Source organism: Ruegeria sp. BF10 (assembly GCF_056538725.1).
On record NZ_JBQFTR010000001.1, the window covers coordinates 222525 to 236314 of the forward strand.

Genomic DNA, 13790 nt, shown 5'->3' on the forward strand with positions numbered 1-13790 from the left:
CATGATCCACAAGAATTGGGCCGAATTGATCAAGCCGACCCAGCTGGAAGCCAAGCCGGGCAATGATCCTGCACGTCAGGCCACCCTGGTTGCCGAACCGCTGGAGCGTGGCTTTGGTCTGACCCTGGGCAACGCCCTGCGTCGCGTTCTGATGAGCTCGCTGCAAGGTGCGGCCATCACCAGCGTCCAGATCGACAACGTCCTGCACGAGTTTTCGAGCGTGGCAGGCGTTCGTGAAGACGTCACCGACATCATCCTGAACCTCAAGCAGGTTGCCCTGCGCATGGAGGTCGAAGGCCCCAAGCGCCTGTCGATCAACGCCAAGGGTCCGGCCGTCGTCACCGCTGGCGACATCAGCGAAAGCGCCGGTATCGAGGTTCTGAACCGTGATCACGTCATCTGCCACCTCGACGATGGCGCAGACCTTTTCATGGAACTGACCGTCAACACCGGCAAGGGCTATGTCTCGGCCGAGAAGAACAAGCCCGAAGACGCACCCATCGGCCTGATCCCGATCGACGCGATCTATTCGCCGGTCAAAAAGGTCGCCTATGACGTTCAGCCGACCCGTGAAGGTCAGGTTCTGGACTATGACAAACTGACCCTGAAGATCGAAACTGACGGTTCGATCACGCCGGAAGACGCGCTGGCCTTTGCCGCTCGTATCCTTCAGGATCAGCTGTCGATCTTCGTCAACTTCGACGAGCCGGAATCGGCAAGTCGTCAGGACGAGGACGATGGTCTGGAGTTCAACCCGCTGCTGCTGAAGAAGGTGGACGAGCTGGAACTGTCGGTCCGTTCGGCAAACTGCCTGAAGAACGACAACATCGTTTACATCGGCGATCTGATCCAGAAAACCGAAGCCGAGATGCTGCGCACCCCGAACTTCGGCCGCAAGTCGCTGAACGAGATCAAGGAAGTGCTGTCCGGCATGGGTCTGCACCTGGGCATGGATGTCGAGGACTGGCCGCCGGACAACATCGAAGATCTGGCGAAGAAATTCGAAGACGCGTTCTAAGCGCGTCTTCTCCAATGCCCGGGCTGCCGGGGACAAAATGGGCATATCCGCCCCAAGGAGAGCCGGTGACACGCATCGCCGGCCAGACAAAGCAAAACGCGAAAGAAGGAACTAGAAAATGCGTCACGCACGTGGTTACCGCCGCCTGAACCGTACTCATGAGCACCGCAAGGCGCTGTTTGCGAACATGGCCGGCTCGCTCATTGAACATGAGCAGATCAAAACAACTCTGCCCAAGGCAAAAGAACTGCGCCCGATCGTTGAAAAACTGATCACTCTGGGCAAGCGCGGCGACCTGCACGCCCGCCGTCAGGCCGCATCGCAGCTGAAAGAAGACAAGGACGTCGCCAAGCTGTTCGAAGTTCTGGGCCCCCGCTACGCCGAGCGTCAGGGCGGTTATGTCCGCATCCTGAAAGCTGGCTTCCGCTATGGCGACATGGCTCCGATGGCGATCATCGAATTCGTTGACCGCGATCTGGACGCCAAAGGCGCGGCCGACAAAGCCCGCGTCGCCGCCGAAGAGGCAGCAGACGAAGAGTAAGACCTGACCCAAGGTCACGATCGAACCTCCGTTCGGGAAACCGGACGGAGGTTTTTTCGTTATGGCATGCCGGGCATGTTGCGGGGCATACCCGACCGCTGACTTGCAATTCAGATTTTGTGTCAGCATATCTGGGCCAATCACAAAAACGGAGCCACCATGATCCGCGTAATGCTGACCCTTGTTGCCTTGACCTGCGCGACGCAAGGAATGGCCGAAACGAAAGTTCCGCAGTCACAGGCCGAGATTTCGTTGGGATTTGCCCCGGTCGTAAAACAGGCTGCGCCGGCGGTTGTGAATATCTATGCCAAGATCGTCCGGCAGGGCCGGGCTAGCCCGTTTTTCTCGGACCCGTTCTTTCAGGATTTCTTTGGCCGGGGATTTGGCGAACCCCGTCAGCGTGTACAAAACTCGCTGGGTTCCGGGGTTATTCTGTCTGACGATGGGTACGTCGTTTCCAACTATCACGTGGTCGGGTCCGCGACCGAGATCCGGGTTGTCACGACGGACCGGCGCGAGTTTTCGGCTGAGGTTGTGCTGGGCCATGAGGAAAGCGATATCGCGATCCTGCGTCTGGAAGGGGCCGAAGACCTGCCTTTCCTGACCCTTCGCGATTCAGATCAGGTCGAAGTCGGAGAGCTGGCCCTGGCCATCGGAAACCCATTCGGGGTGGGGCAGACGGTGTCGTCCGGCATCATCTCGGGGCTGGCGCGCACGGGCACGGCAACCGGGAATGGCCGCGGGTATTTCATTCAGACAGATGCTGCAATCAACCCCGGCAACTCCGGTGGGGCGCTGATCGACGTGAATGGCCAACTTATCGGGATCAATACCTCGATTCTGACCCGATCGGGTGGATCAAATGGCATCGGCTTTGCCATCCCTGCCAATCTGGTGGCGCAATTCCTCAAGCAGGCGCAGCAGGGAAATGACAGTTTCGTCAGCCCGTGGGCGGGTATGTCGGGTCAACACATGAGCGCGGATATCGCGGAATCCCTCGGTCTGGCTATCCCGTTGGGCGTAGTGATCTCTGACCTGCATGAACTCAGCCCTTTGCGCGACGCAGGGTTCAGAGTGGGAGACGTGGTAACCCATGTGGACGGGGATGAGGTAAACTCGCCCGCCGAGATGAAGTTTCGGATGTCGGTCGCCGGGGTTGGTGGAACCTCGGTTCTGACCCGTTTGCGCGGTGCGCAAAGTGAAGATGTCGAGGTGGTCCTTATCAAAGCCCCTGACGTTCCGGCCGCCGAAGAAACGACGTTGAATGACAGAACCGTTCTTCCGGGCTTGGTGGTATCTCGGGTCAATCCTGTCGTGATCACCAAGATGGGTTTGTCGCTGTCGCAGACCGGTGTCGTCGTGGTGGATCCCGGCCCGTATGGTGGAAGGGCGGGTTTGCGAACCGGTGATATTCTTGAAAGCATCAATGCCGAAGAAATTCAGCGCCCACGGGACGTTGAGACCGCGCTGACCGACCCGGGCCGTTACGTGCAGATAGGTTTGCTGCGCGGGGGGCGGTCCGTTTCTTTGCGGTTCCGGTTGTGACCTGTGAGTGATCTGTTCGATACCGGGGCGGCAGAACCCGCCGCTTCTCCTCACCGGCCTTTGGCTGACCGGTTGCGGCCTCGATCCCTGGCCGAGGTGATCGGGCAGGAACAAGTGCTGGGCCCCGAGGCCCCGCTGGGTGTCATGCTGGCGGCAGGTAGTTTGTCCAGCCTGATCTTCTGGGGTCCACCCGGAGTTGGAAAGACGACGATTGCACGGCTGTTGGCGCAGGAAACCGATCTGCATTTCGTTCAGATCAGTGCGATCTTTACCGGTGTGCCGGATCTGAAGAAAGTTTTCGAGGCCGCGAAAATACGCCGCCAGAACGGGCAGGGCACCTTGTTGTTCGTGGACGAGATCCACCGTTTCAACAAGGCTCAGCAAGACGGGTTTCTGCCCCATATGGAAGACGGCACCATTCTGTTGGTCGGCGCAACGACCGAGAACCCGTCATTCGAGCTGAATGCCGCTGTGCTCAGCCGGTCGCAGGTGCTGGTGCTGGAACGGCTCAGCCTTGCCGATCTGGAGCGTCTGACCCAACGGGCCGAAAAAGAGCTGAACCGTGCGTTGCCATTGACGCCTGCCGCACGCGATGCGTTGCAGGAGATGGCCGATGGCGACGGTCGGGCTTTGCTGAACCTGATCGAACAGGCTTCGGCGTGGAAGGTGGATGCGCCGCTGGGCCCTGATGCGCTGTCGACGCGATTGATGCGGCGGGCCGCAAAATACGACAAGTCCGGTGATGAGCATTACAACCTGATCTCGGCCCTGCACAAATCGGTGCGCGGCTCTGACCCGGATGCGGCTTTGTATTGGTTTGCGCGCATGCTGACCGGGGGCGAGGACCCAAGGTATCTTGCACGCAGGATCACACGCATGGCGGTCGAGGATATAGGCTTGGCCGATCCACAGGCGCAGGCCATTTGCTTGCAATCGTGGGAAACCTACGAACGTCTGGGTTCCCCGGAAGGAGAGTTGGCGCTTGCTCAGGCGCTGGTCTATCTAGCGCTGGCGCCAAAATCCAACGGCACCTATGTCGGCTACAAGGCGGCAATGCGATTGGCCAAGCAGTCGGGCAGCGAGCCACCGCCCAAGCATATCCTGAACGCGCCGACCTCTTTGATGAAGGATCAGGGTTACGGCGCGGGCTATGCCTATGACCATGATGCCGAGGACGGGTTTTCCGGTCAGGACTACTTCCCCGAGACGATGAAACGCCCGGTTCTGTATCAACCGGTCGAGCGCGGGTTTGAGCGTGAGCTGAAGAAACGCCTCGATTACTTTGCCAAGCTGCGGGCGCAGCGTAACAGCTAGTTACGCAGGGTCAGTCGTGGGCGTTCCGCGGCGTCACAGGCGACAGGATTGAAATTGGACGCTTCCCTTGGGTCAACGCTTGCAGGGGAGGACTTGATATGTCGGTTTCTATCGAAAAATCCGAAGATGTCTGGACCGTCATTCACGACAGGCCGGATGCGCGGAACGCTGTTGATACGGAACATGCCGAGGCTTTGGCAGAGGCATTTCTGAGTTTTGAGGCCAGTTCGGCCAAGGCTGCGGTGTTTTGGGGCCAGGGTGGCAATTTCTGTGCAGGGTGGGATCTGAAACTTGCCGCATCGCTGGCCGATCCGGAACGGCGTGAGGCTTACTTTGATAAACTTGCTTTTCCTATCGGGTCAGCCCCCTCAACGCTTGGGCCGATGGGACCGTCGCGGCTGGAGCTTTCGAAACCCGTCATTGCTGCGGTTGAAGGCGCGGCAGTGGCCGGAGGAATGGAGCTTGCCTTGTGGTGCGATATCCGGGTCATGGCGGAAACGGCTTACATGGGTGTTTTTTGCCGACGTTGGGGGATTACCCTGATGGATGGTGGCTCGGTCAGGTTGCCGCGTCTGGTGGGGCAGGGCAAGGCGTTGGAAATCGCTCTGACCGGTCGCAAGGTCGAAGCTGAAGAGTGTTACAGGATTGGGTTGGCGGAAAAGGTCGTCCCACAAGGCACAGCACGCAGTGCGGCTGAAGACATGGCTCATGTTATCGCCCGTTTCCCGCAAGAGGCCGTTCGGGCAGACCGCCGATCGATCATAGAAACGCGTGGAATGCCGGTACGTGACGCGCTCAAGGTCGAATGGGCCAACGGGTTGGACGCCATTCGCCGTGAAGGTACAGCTGGGGCTGCCCGTTTCCGGGATGGAGCAGGGCGGCACGGCGACTTCTCGAACATCTGAGAACCATAGCCAGATAGCTTGACTCTTGCCGCGTTGCGCGCGACAGACGCCCATGATTTCTGGGACACGGGTAAACACGCAATCCGGGCGGATCACCCGCGCGGAACAAGGGGTAATGGCATGAGTGGCGTACAGATGATTACAGTCGCTGAAGGGGATGGGGACCAGCGCGTGGATCGTTGGCTGCGCCGCCTGTTTCCGCATGTCAGCCAGGGCCGCATTGAAAAGATGTGCCGCAAGGGAGAATTGCGTGTTGACGGAAGCCGCGCCAAAGCCTCGACCCGGTTGGAGGCAGGGCAGGTGGTTCGCGTGCCGCCCCTTCCGGATGCCGATCACAAACCGGCCGAGGTCAAGCATCGTATCTCGGATGCGGATGCCAGGATGATCCAGTCCTGCGTGATCTACCGCGACGATCACATTCTGGCCCTGAACAAGCCGCATGGCCTGCCGGTGCAAGGCGGCAGCGGGCAGACCCGGCATGTTGACAGCCTGTCCGAAGCATTGCGGTTCGGCTATGACGAGAACCCTCGGCTGGTCCATAGACTGGACAAGGATACGTCAGGTGTTCTGCTGCTGGCCCGCACGCGGGAGGCCGCCAAGGGTTTGACGGCCGCCTTCCGTCATCGTGATACGCGCAAGATCTACTGGGCGCTGGTTGCCGGTGTTCCGACACCGTACCTTGGTGAGATCAAAACCGGCCTTGTCAAAGCGCCGGGTCATGGCAAGCACGGTGAGGGCGAAAAGATGATCCCCGTGCATATGAACGAAATTGACAGCACTCCGGGCGCGAAACGCGCGCATACGCATTACGCAACCCTCTATCGGGTTGCCAGCCGCGCTGCATGGGTGGCGATGGAGCCGATCACCGGACGGACGCACCAATTGCGGGCTCATATGGCCGCAATCGGGCACCCGATCATCGGCGACGGAAAATACGGCGGTTCGGGTCAGGAAAACCTTGGCGACGGATGGGGCGCGCAACTGGGCGGAGTCATAAGCAAAAAGCTGCATTTGCACGCACGGCGGCTGTCCTTTCTGCATCCGATGACGCGGAAACCGGTGACGGTGACGGCGCCCCTGCCCGAGCACATGAAACACAGCTGGGACACGTTCGGATGGAGCGAGGATCTGGCGGCTGACGACCCGTTTGAGAAGCTGCAATGAGCGCACCCTTGCGACTGGTCCTGTTCGACGTCGATGGTACCCTGGTCGACAGTCAGGGCAGCATTGTTCACTCCATGACCACCAGCTTTCAGGCCGCTTCCGTGCCGGTTCCAACGCGAAAGGCGATCCTGTCCATTGTCGGCTTGTCGCTGCCCCATGCCATCGCCCGGTTGGTGCCGGAACAGCCTCTCTCGGTCCAGAACGATCTGGTCGACGGTTATAAAGAGGCCTATCACGCCCATCGTCTTGAATTGGGGGCTGCCAGTTCTCCGTTGTACCCCGGTGCGCGCGAGGTGATTGAAGCATTGCATGCCCTGCCCGAAGTGCTGCTTGGCGTGGCAACCGGCAAGTCGCAGCGCGGGTTGGACGCGCTGATCGAAGCCCACGGGCTGGAACCGTATTTCGTGACCCGGCAGGTCGCGGATCACCACCCTTCAAAGCCGCATCCGTCCATGGTGCAGACCGCATTGGCGGAAACCGGGGTCGAACCCGGCTGTGCAGTGATGATCGGCGACACGAGCTTTGACATGGATATGGCCGCGGCTGCCGGTGTTCGCGGCATCGGCGTAACCTGGGGCTATCATCACCGATCGGCTCTGACCGCAGCTTCTTGCATTATCGAAACCTTTGACCAGTTGCCCAATGCGCTGGCTGGGATGTGGGATTGAAAGATGAGTGACTGGAAACCGAAACGCTTCTGGAAGGACAGTGCCGTTGTCGAGGTTGATGGCGGGTTTACCGTCGAACTGGATGGCCGCAGGGTCAAAACACCAGCCAAGGCAGACCTGATCCTGCCAACCCGCCTCATGGCCGAAGCGGTGGCAGGGGAATGGGACGCCCAGGAAAAAGAGGTTGATCCTGCCGCGATGCCTTTCACCCGTTCTGCAAATGCAGCGATTGACAAAGTCCGCATCCAGCACGGCGAAGTTGCCGACATGCTGGCCGATTATGGCGATTCTGATTTGTTGTGCTATCGCGCAACTCACCCGCAGGAGTTGCATGAACGTCAGAGCGCCGAATGGGATCCCGCCCTGGATTGGGCCGAGACCGCACTGTCCGCCCGTCTGGTTCCGATTGCCGGGGTTCTGCATCAACCGCAGTCGGAATCCGCCCTGGCGACATTGCGATCTCGGGTGCACGGGCTGGATGCGTTCCAACTGGCCGCTTTTCACGATCTGGTCAGCCTGTCGGGGTCATTGATTCTTGGCTTTGCGGCCGCCATGAATTGGCGCAATCCGGACGAAATATGGCGCATTTCAAGATTGGATGAAACCTGGCAGATTGAACAATGGGGCCATGACGAAGAAGCCCATCAGGTTGCCGAGACCAAGAAAGCGGCATTCATGCATGCCAAACGCTTCTTTGACATATCGGTTTGATCCTAAATTCCGGTTTTTTGAGCAAATCTGTAAACAGCTTGGGGCCTGATCCATCGTTTTCGATGATCCGGCCCTTGACGTTTGTTTATGAATACGCCCAAACTCGGTGCCACTAAAGGGGAGACACCTTTGGGGTAACCTATCCGGCATCCACTTGCCGGGCAGAGCCGTCTCGGACGGGGCGGAAAATCAGGAAGAGGTAAAAATGAAAAAATCCGTATTCTTGGGCGCGGCAACGATTGCCGGTCTTGCTGCTGGCGCAGCCATGGCAGGGACCGTTGACGACGTTAAAGCACGCGGCAAGCTGAATTGTGGTGTGACCACCGGTCTGGTTGGTTTTGCTGCGCCCGACGCCAATGGCGAATGGCAGGGCTTTGATGTATCGCTGTGCCGCGCTGTTGCTGCTGCCGTTCTGGGCGACGCCAACGCCGTTGAATTCGTTCCGACCACCGGTAAGACACGCTTTACCGCTCTGGCCTCGGGCGAGATCGACATGCTGGCACGGAACACCACCTGGACCTTCAGCCGCGACGTCGACCTGAAGTTCGAATTCACCGGCGTGAACTACTATGACGGTCAGGGCTTCATGGTTCCCAAGGCGCTGGGCGTCAGCTCGGCCAAGGAACTGGACGGCGCCCGTGTCTGCATCCAGACCGGTACCACCACCGAGCTGAACCTGGCCGATTTCTTCCGTGCCAACAACATCAGCTACGAGCCGGTTCCGATCGAAACCAACGCCGAAGCGCAGCAGCAGTACCTGGCTGGTGCATGTGACGTTTACACCACCGACGCATCGGGTCTGGCTGCAACCCGCGCCACCTTCGAAGCGCCGGACGAGCACATCCTGCTGCCCGAAATCATCTCGAAAGAGCCGCTGGGCCCGCTAGTCCGTCATGGCGACCACGAGTGGGGCGACGTCGTGCGCTGGACTCTGAACGCACTGATTTCGGCTGAAGAGCTGGGCGTGACATCGGCAAACATCGACGAACTGAGCGCCGGCACCGACAACCCGGAAATCAACCGCCTGCTGGGTACAGAAGGCACTCTGGGTGAAATGCTGGGTCTGGACGCCGACTGGGCTGCCAAAGCGATCAAAGCTGGCGGCAACTATGGTGAAATCTTCGCCAAGAACATCGGTGAAGAAACACCGATCGGTCTGGCGCGCGGCCTGAACGCACAGTGGACCGAAGGTGGTCTGCTGTACTCGCCGCCGTTCCGTTAAGGCATCAATGGAGGAGGGCGCAGGGCAACCTGCGCCCTCTTCTACAATAAATTGCTGCGGGCAGATGCAGAGCGGGGAAAACCTCGCCGATATTTAACAGCTCGCAAGCCACGGGGATCCCAAAATATGTCGACTATGACTGACCCACCGAAAGCTGATTTTCGGTTGTCTATGCTCATAAACGATACCCGCTATCGCTCTCTTACATTTCAGGTGATTGCGGCCATCGTCATTGCGCTTTCGATCTGGTATCTGGGCAACAACCTGATCCAGAACCTCAGGGCCGCAGGGCTCAATATTTCCTATTCTTTCCTCGGCGATTCCGCCGGGTATGACATCAACCAGCGTCTTGTCGAATATGACAGTCAGTCATCACATGCACGCGCGGCACTTGTCGGTTTGCTGAACACATTGCTCGTGGCCTTTCTGGCCTGTATCACTGCAACTGTTTTCGGTGTGATCGCGGGTGTTCTGAGACTGTCGAACAACTGGCTCGTATCGAAGCTGATGGCAGTATATGTCGAGATCTTCCGGAACATACCGGTGCTGATCTGGATCATCATCATCTTCACGATCATGACGGCCGTGCTGCCGCCGCCAAGCGAGTTCCGTGGGGAAAACCCGACGTCATCGATGCTGTTTGGGTCTTTTGCCTTTACCAACCGGGGCATCTATTTCCCGCGTCCTGAATTCGCCAATGGCCTGTTTGCATCGGCAGCCCTGAACTGGTTGCTGGTCATCGCCGTCCTGATCGGATCGTGGTTCGTCAGCGGCGAAGTCGAAAAGCGCGCAACCAAGAAGCAGGAAGAAACCGGCGAGCGTCCCGCGACGCTGTTGCCGAAACTGGCAATCTGGCTGGTGCCTTTTGTGCTGTTGATGATCATCATGGGCTTGACCTGGGATGTCCCCGAGCTGAAGCGCTTTAACTTCAGCGGCGGACTGAATGCCGGCGGTCCTCTGATTGCACTGTGGTTCGCCCTGTCGATCTATACCGGTGCCTTTATCGCGGAAAACGTGCGTGCGGGTATTCAGGCGATCAGCAAAGGTCAGACCGAGGCTGCCGCCGCACTGGGCCTGCGTCAGGGACGGATCATGAAACTGGTCATCCTGCCCCAGGCATTGCGGGTCATCATCCCGCCGCTGATCTCGCAGTATCTGAACATCACCAAGAACTCGTCTCTTGCGATTGCCGTGGGCTATGCGGATATCACCGCAACACTGGGTGGTATTACCCTGAACCAGACCGGCCGGGCGATTGAATGCGTTCTGCTGCTGATGTTGTTCTACCTCACGGCCTCGCTGCTGATTTCGACCGGGATGAACATCTACAACGCTTCCGTCAAGCTGAAGGAGCGCTGAGCCATGAGTGATCAAGCAACAAACCCGATCGCCTTCGTGGCCGAAGGCACCATCCCGCCCTCACCGCCGCCGGCGAATGAGACCGGCGTCATCAAATGGCTGCGCGAGAATCTGTTTTCCGGGGTCGTCAATTCGATCCTGACAGTTCTGTCGCTGATCCTGATCTACATTCTTCTCAAGAATACCCTGCCATGGATTCTGAACGGAGTGTGGAATGCCAACTCGCTGGCGGAATGCCGCGAAATTCTGGGGGACAAGACCGGAGCCTGTTTCGCGGTTCTGACGGAACGCTGGCCGCAGCTGATCTATGGGTTCAAATACCCCGTCGATGCCTATTGGCGGCCGAACCTGGCCTTTGTGCTGATGCTGGTGGCGATTGCGCCGGTGCTGTTCTTTGACCTGCCCCGCAAGATGCTGTTGTTCACTGCGGTCTATCCCTTCCTGGCTTTCTGGCTGATCTGGGGTGGCACGATCCTTGTGCCTCTGGTTGCACTTGTTGGCTGCATAGCCGCCGGTGGTGTCTTCCAGAAGCTGGGCAACAACAGCTTCGCCGCCGGGTTCTTCGGAGCAATCGTGACCGCACTGGTCATCTGGAACGTCGGAGGGGCCCTGATCCCGGAAGGCGCATCAGAAAACGCGTGGCTGTCGGCCGTTCCCAGCCGTGACCTGGGTGGCTTCATGCTGAACATGATGCTGGGCGTGACCTGTGTGTCGCTGTCGGTACCACTCGGGATCGCATTGGCCTTGGGGCGACAGTCGAACATGCCGCTGATCAAGTGGGTCTGTGTCATCTTCATCGAGTTCATACGCGGCGTGCCTCTGATCACGCTGCTGTTCGTGGCTTCGGTGATGCTGGCCTATTTCTTCCCGCCTGACAGCACGGTCGACCTGTTCCTGCGCGTTGTGATCATGATCACCATGTTCTCGTCCGCCTATATCGCCGAGGTGATCCGCGGCGGTCTGGCAGCGCTTCCGCGCGGGCAGTACGAGGCCGCAGACAGTCTTGGGCTGGATTATCCGCAGGCGATGCGGCTTATCATCCTGCCACAGGCGCTGAAGATCTCGATCCCCGGGATCGTGAACGTGGCCGTGGGCCTGTTCAAGGATACGACACTGGTTTCGGTCATTTCGATGTTCGATCTGGTGGGCATGATCCGGGGTCCCATCCTGGCGTCGACCGAATGGAACGGCGTCTACTGGGAGCTTCTGGGCTTTGCCGCGCTTCTGTTCTTCGTCGTCTGTTACGGCATCTCTCAATATTCTCAGTGGCTCGAGCGTCGCCTTGCCACAGATCATCGTTAAGGAGTTCAACACATGTCTGAACTTGCAATCGACCGCGAAATCGACCGCTCCAAGATGCAGGTGAGCGACGAGGTCGCCATCGAAATCAACCAAATGAACAAGTGGTACGGGTCCTTCCACGTGCTGCGCGACATCAATCTGACCGTCAATCAGGGCGAGCGGATCGTGATCGCGGGCCCGTCGGGATCGGGCAAATCCACGCTGATCCGCTGTCTGAACGCGCTGGAGGAACACCAGCAGGGCACGATCGTGGTGGACGGGATCGAGCTGTCGAATGACCTGAAGAACATCGACAAGATCCGGTCCGAGGTTGGGATGGTGTTCCAGCACTTCAACCTGTTCCCGCATCTGACCATTCTGGAAAACTGTACGCTGGCCCCGATCTGGGTGCGCAAGACGCCCAAGAAAGAGGCCGAAGAGCGCGCGATGCACTTCCTGGAAAAGGTGAAAATTCCCGAACAGGCCGACAAGTATCCCGGTCAGCTTTCGGGTGGTCAGCAGCAGCGTGTGGCGATTGCCCGCTCGCTCTGCATGATGCCGCGGATCATGTTGTTCGATGAACCGACATCGGCGCTGGACCCCGAGATGATCAAAGAGGTGCTCGACACCATGATCGAACTGGCCGAGGAAGGCATGACCATGCTGTGCGTGACCCACGAGATGGGTTTTGCCCGTCAGGTCGCCAACCGCGTGATCTTCATGGATGCCGGGCAGATCGTGGAACAGAACGAACCAGAAGAGTTCTTCAACAACCCGCAAAGCGAGCGGACCAAACTGTTCCTGAGCCAGATTCTGGGTCACTGACCCTCACAAGGGCGGAAAGAGCGAAGGCGGGGTATTGCCCCGCCTTTTTTTATTCGATCAACTCGCGTGGGATGGTGAACCCCAGCACTGTTCCGGTTTGCCATCGAACCTCGGCCCAGCTGTTGATGTCGAATGACATGACCGTTGTTGCACAGGTTGGATAATCGAAAAAGCGAGCATGACTTGGCGGTTGTCGCACCAGACGGTTGGCGAAATCGGCGATCCCGGGATTGTGACCCAGCATCAATACAGCCGGTTCCGTAGCGCCCGAAAGCTCTCGCAGCATGACCTTTGAATCAGCGTGGTAGAGGGCGCTGAGAAAACTGATTTTTTTGGCCTGCAAACCCATGCGATCCCATGTCTCGCGGGTGCGGGTTGATGTGGAGCTGAGAACCTCATCCGGTAGCCATCCGTGGTGACGCAACCAAGCAGCGATGGCCGGGGCTGACTTTCGTCCACGCTTGTTCAGCGGGCGGTCATGATCGCCAAGCCCCGGGCTATCCCAGCTGGATTTCGCATGACGTGTCAGGATCAGAATTCGGGTCATGACGGATGAAAGGCTCTCATGTGATGGGCCGATTGTTCGGGGTCGCGCCCCGCGCCCGCGCTCAGGGGGCAGGCAAGGCGGGCCAGACACCCACCAGACATGCAGGTCTGACCTTCAGCGGTGCCAAGATGGTCGTGGCATGCAGCGACGTCATAGAAATCCTGCGCGTTCAGCGCGCTGACCGGACAGGTCGTCGTGCAAGGCGCGGCGCAGGTTTCGCAAGGCGACACGCCGGCAGGGGCTGGGATGGCGAACTCTTCGGCAAAATGTAGTGCGCCCCGATAGGAAATCATCATGCCAACGGTATCATGCACCAATGCCCCGACCGGGCTGCTGAACGTCCGTCCAGATTTGAGCGCCCAGTCGATGAATGGCGTGTAAGGGGGGCCGCCAAACGGAAAATACGCCCGGGCGCCGAGCGCCTCAGCCATCTGACTGACCACCCTTTTCGACCATCGGTCAACGGGGTCGGCCTGGTGCCATTCTGGTGAGGCTTTCAGTGCGGGCCAGAAGTCCGGCCCGGCCCCCAGCAGGATCAGCGTACCGGTGTCGAGTTCCTTGGCTGCAACGTGGCGAGGATGCAGTGCGCCCATGACCAACAAACCAGTATGACGGGCGGCGTTTTCAACCTGTTCATAAGGCGTCGCGTCACGATCAGAGGAAGGCTGTGCAAGATGTGTCATGTCTCCT

The 13790-nt window shown here is 58.9% G+C and carries 14 protein-coding genes; 12 read left to right on the top strand and 2 right to left on the bottom strand.

What is annotated here, in order from left to right; all coding sequences use genetic code 11:
• Position 1: 1 nt before the first annotated feature.
• The 12 genes from ACR0DJ_RS01195 (at position 2) to ACR0DJ_RS01250 (ending at position 12553) form a co-directional block, all read left to right on the top strand.
• The gene (locus tag ACR0DJ_RS01195; protein WP_117870179.1) at positions 2 to 1018 is read left to right on the top strand and encodes a DNA-directed RNA polymerase subunit alpha; all 1017 of its coding nucleotides are present in this window, start codon (positions 2 to 4) and stop codon (positions 1016 to 1018) included.
• A gap of 118 nt (positions 1019 to 1136) precedes the next feature.
• Positions 1137 to 1559: a 50S ribosomal protein L17 gene (gene rplQ / locus ACR0DJ_RS01200; protein ID WP_170476977.1), complete on the top strand. Its 423-nt coding sequence runs from the start codon at positions 1137 to 1139 to the stop codon at positions 1557 to 1559.
• A 159-nt stretch (positions 1560 to 1718) separates the two neighbouring features.
• A complete protein-coding gene (locus ACR0DJ_RS01205; RefSeq protein ID WP_480683606.1) occupies positions 1719 to 3104 on the top strand; it encodes a trypsin-like peptidase domain-containing protein in 1386 nt (461 codons plus the stop codon).
• 3 nt (positions 3105 to 3107) lie between these two features.
• On the top strand, positions 3108 to 4418 hold the full coding sequence (locus ACR0DJ_RS01210; protein ID WP_480683607.1) for a replication-associated recombination protein A: 1311 nt from the start codon (positions 3108 to 3110) through the stop codon (positions 4416 to 4418).
• Between the two features lie 98 nt (positions 4419 to 4516).
• Positions 4517 to 5323, top strand: coding sequence for a crotonase/enoyl-CoA hydratase family protein (locus tag ACR0DJ_RS01215; protein WP_425078893.1), 807 nt, complete (start codon positions 4517 to 4519; stop codon positions 5321 to 5323).
• Between the two features lie 120 nt (positions 5324 to 5443).
• On the top strand, positions 5444 to 6487 hold the full coding sequence (locus tag ACR0DJ_RS01220) for an RluA family pseudouridine synthase (protein ID WP_480683608.1): 1044 nt from the start codon (positions 5444 to 5446) through the stop codon (positions 6485 to 6487).
• Entirely contained in the window at positions 6484 to 7155 is a 672-nt protein-coding gene (locus tag ACR0DJ_RS01225; RefSeq protein ID WP_480683609.1) for an HAD-IA family hydrolase, read from the top strand. Before ACR0DJ_RS01220 ends, ACR0DJ_RS01225 begins: the two co-directional genes overlap by 4 nt.
• A gap of 3 nt (positions 7156 to 7158) precedes the next feature.
• Positions 7159 to 7866, top strand: coding sequence for an ATP12 family chaperone protein (locus ACR0DJ_RS01230; protein ID WP_480683610.1), 708 nt, complete (start codon positions 7159 to 7161; stop codon positions 7864 to 7866).
• Between the two features lie 205 nt (positions 7867 to 8071).
• On the top strand, positions 8072 to 9088 hold the full coding sequence (locus tag ACR0DJ_RS01235; protein WP_170346448.1) for an amino acid ABC transporter substrate-binding protein: 1017 nt from the start codon (positions 8072 to 8074) through the stop codon (positions 9086 to 9088).
• A gap of 126 nt (positions 9089 to 9214) precedes the next feature.
• The gene (locus ACR0DJ_RS01240; protein ID WP_480683611.1) at positions 9215 to 10447 is read left to right on the top strand and encodes an amino acid ABC transporter permease; all 1233 of its coding nucleotides are present in this window, start codon (positions 9215 to 9217) and stop codon (positions 10445 to 10447) included.
• 3 nt (positions 10448 to 10450) lie between these two features.
• Entirely contained in the window at positions 10451 to 11749 is a 1299-nt protein-coding gene (locus tag ACR0DJ_RS01245) for an amino acid ABC transporter permease (protein ID WP_170346450.1), read from the top strand.
• Positions 11750 to 11761: 12 nt separating this feature from the next.
• Positions 11762 to 12553 carry an amino acid ABC transporter ATP-binding protein gene (locus ACR0DJ_RS01250; protein WP_170346451.1) on the top strand — a complete coding sequence of 264 codons (792 nt, stop codon included), beginning with the start codon at positions 11762 to 11764 and terminating at the stop codon, positions 12551 to 12553.
• Positions 12554 to 12602: 49 nt separating this feature from the next.
• Here ACR0DJ_RS01250 and ACR0DJ_RS01255 read toward each other — a convergent pair whose 3' ends face one another.
• Together ACR0DJ_RS01255 and ACR0DJ_RS01260 are read right to left on the bottom strand one after the other, a co-directional pair.
• Positions 12603 to 13100, bottom strand: a complete 498-nt coding sequence (locus tag ACR0DJ_RS01255) for a SixA phosphatase family protein (protein ID WP_480683612.1) — start codon at positions 13098 to 13100, stop codon at positions 12603 to 12605.
• The gene (locus tag ACR0DJ_RS01260; protein WP_425078888.1) at positions 13097 to 13783 is read right to left on the bottom strand and encodes a ferredoxin; all 687 of its coding nucleotides are present in this window, start codon (positions 13781 to 13783) and stop codon (positions 13097 to 13099) included. Before ACR0DJ_RS01260 ends, ACR0DJ_RS01255 begins: the two co-directional genes overlap by 4 nt.
• Between the last annotated feature and the right edge of the window lie 7 nt (positions 13784 to 13790).

Bases quoted from the DNA above. Each gene is read 5' to 3' on its own strand.
- ACR0DJ_RS01205 (WP_480683606.1), top strand. From the start codon at position 1,719: ATGATCCGCGTAATGCTGACCCTTGTTGCCTTGACCTGCGCGACGCAA.
- ACR0DJ_RS01230 (WP_480683610.1), top strand. From the start codon at position 7,159: ATGAGTGACTGGAAACCGAAACGCTTCTGGAAGGACAGTGCCGTTGTC.
- ACR0DJ_RS01235 (WP_170346448.1), top strand. From the start codon at position 8,072: ATGAAAAAATCCGTATTCTTGGGCGCGGCAACGATTGCCGGTCTTGCT.
- ACR0DJ_RS01245 (WP_170346450.1), top strand. From the start codon at position 10,451: ATGAGTGATCAAGCAACAAACCCGATCGCCTTCGTGGCCGAAGGCACC.
- ACR0DJ_RS01255 (WP_480683612.1), bottom strand. From the start codon at position 13,100: ATGACCCGAATTCTGATCCTGACACGTCATGCGAAATCCAGCTGGGAT.
- ACR0DJ_RS01260 (WP_425078888.1), bottom strand. From the start codon at position 13,783: ATGACACATCTTGCACAGCCTTCCTCTGATCGTGACGCGACGCCTTAT.
- ACR0DJ_RS01250 (WP_170346451.1), top strand. From the start codon at position 11,762: ATGTCTGAACTTGCAATCGACCGCGAAATCGACCGCTCCAAGATGCAG.
- ACR0DJ_RS01195 (WP_117870179.1), top strand. From the start codon at position 2: ATGATCCACAAGAATTGGGCCGAATTGATCAAGCCGACCCAGCTGGAA.
- rplQ (WP_170476977.1), top strand. From the start codon at position 1,137: ATGCGTCACGCACGTGGTTACCGCCGCCTGAACCGTACTCATGAGCAC.
- ACR0DJ_RS01240 (WP_480683611.1), top strand. From the start codon at position 9,215: ATGTCGACTATGACTGACCCACCGAAAGCTGATTTTCGGTTGTCTATG.
- ACR0DJ_RS01225 (WP_480683609.1), top strand. From the start codon at position 6,484: ATGAGCGCACCCTTGCGACTGGTCCTGTTCGACGTCGATGGTACCCTG.
- ACR0DJ_RS01215 (WP_425078893.1), top strand. From the start codon at position 4,517: ATGTCGGTTTCTATCGAAAAATCCGAAGATGTCTGGACCGTCATTCAC.
- ACR0DJ_RS01220 (WP_480683608.1), top strand. From the start codon at position 5,444: ATGAGTGGCGTACAGATGATTACAGTCGCTGAAGGGGATGGGGACCAG.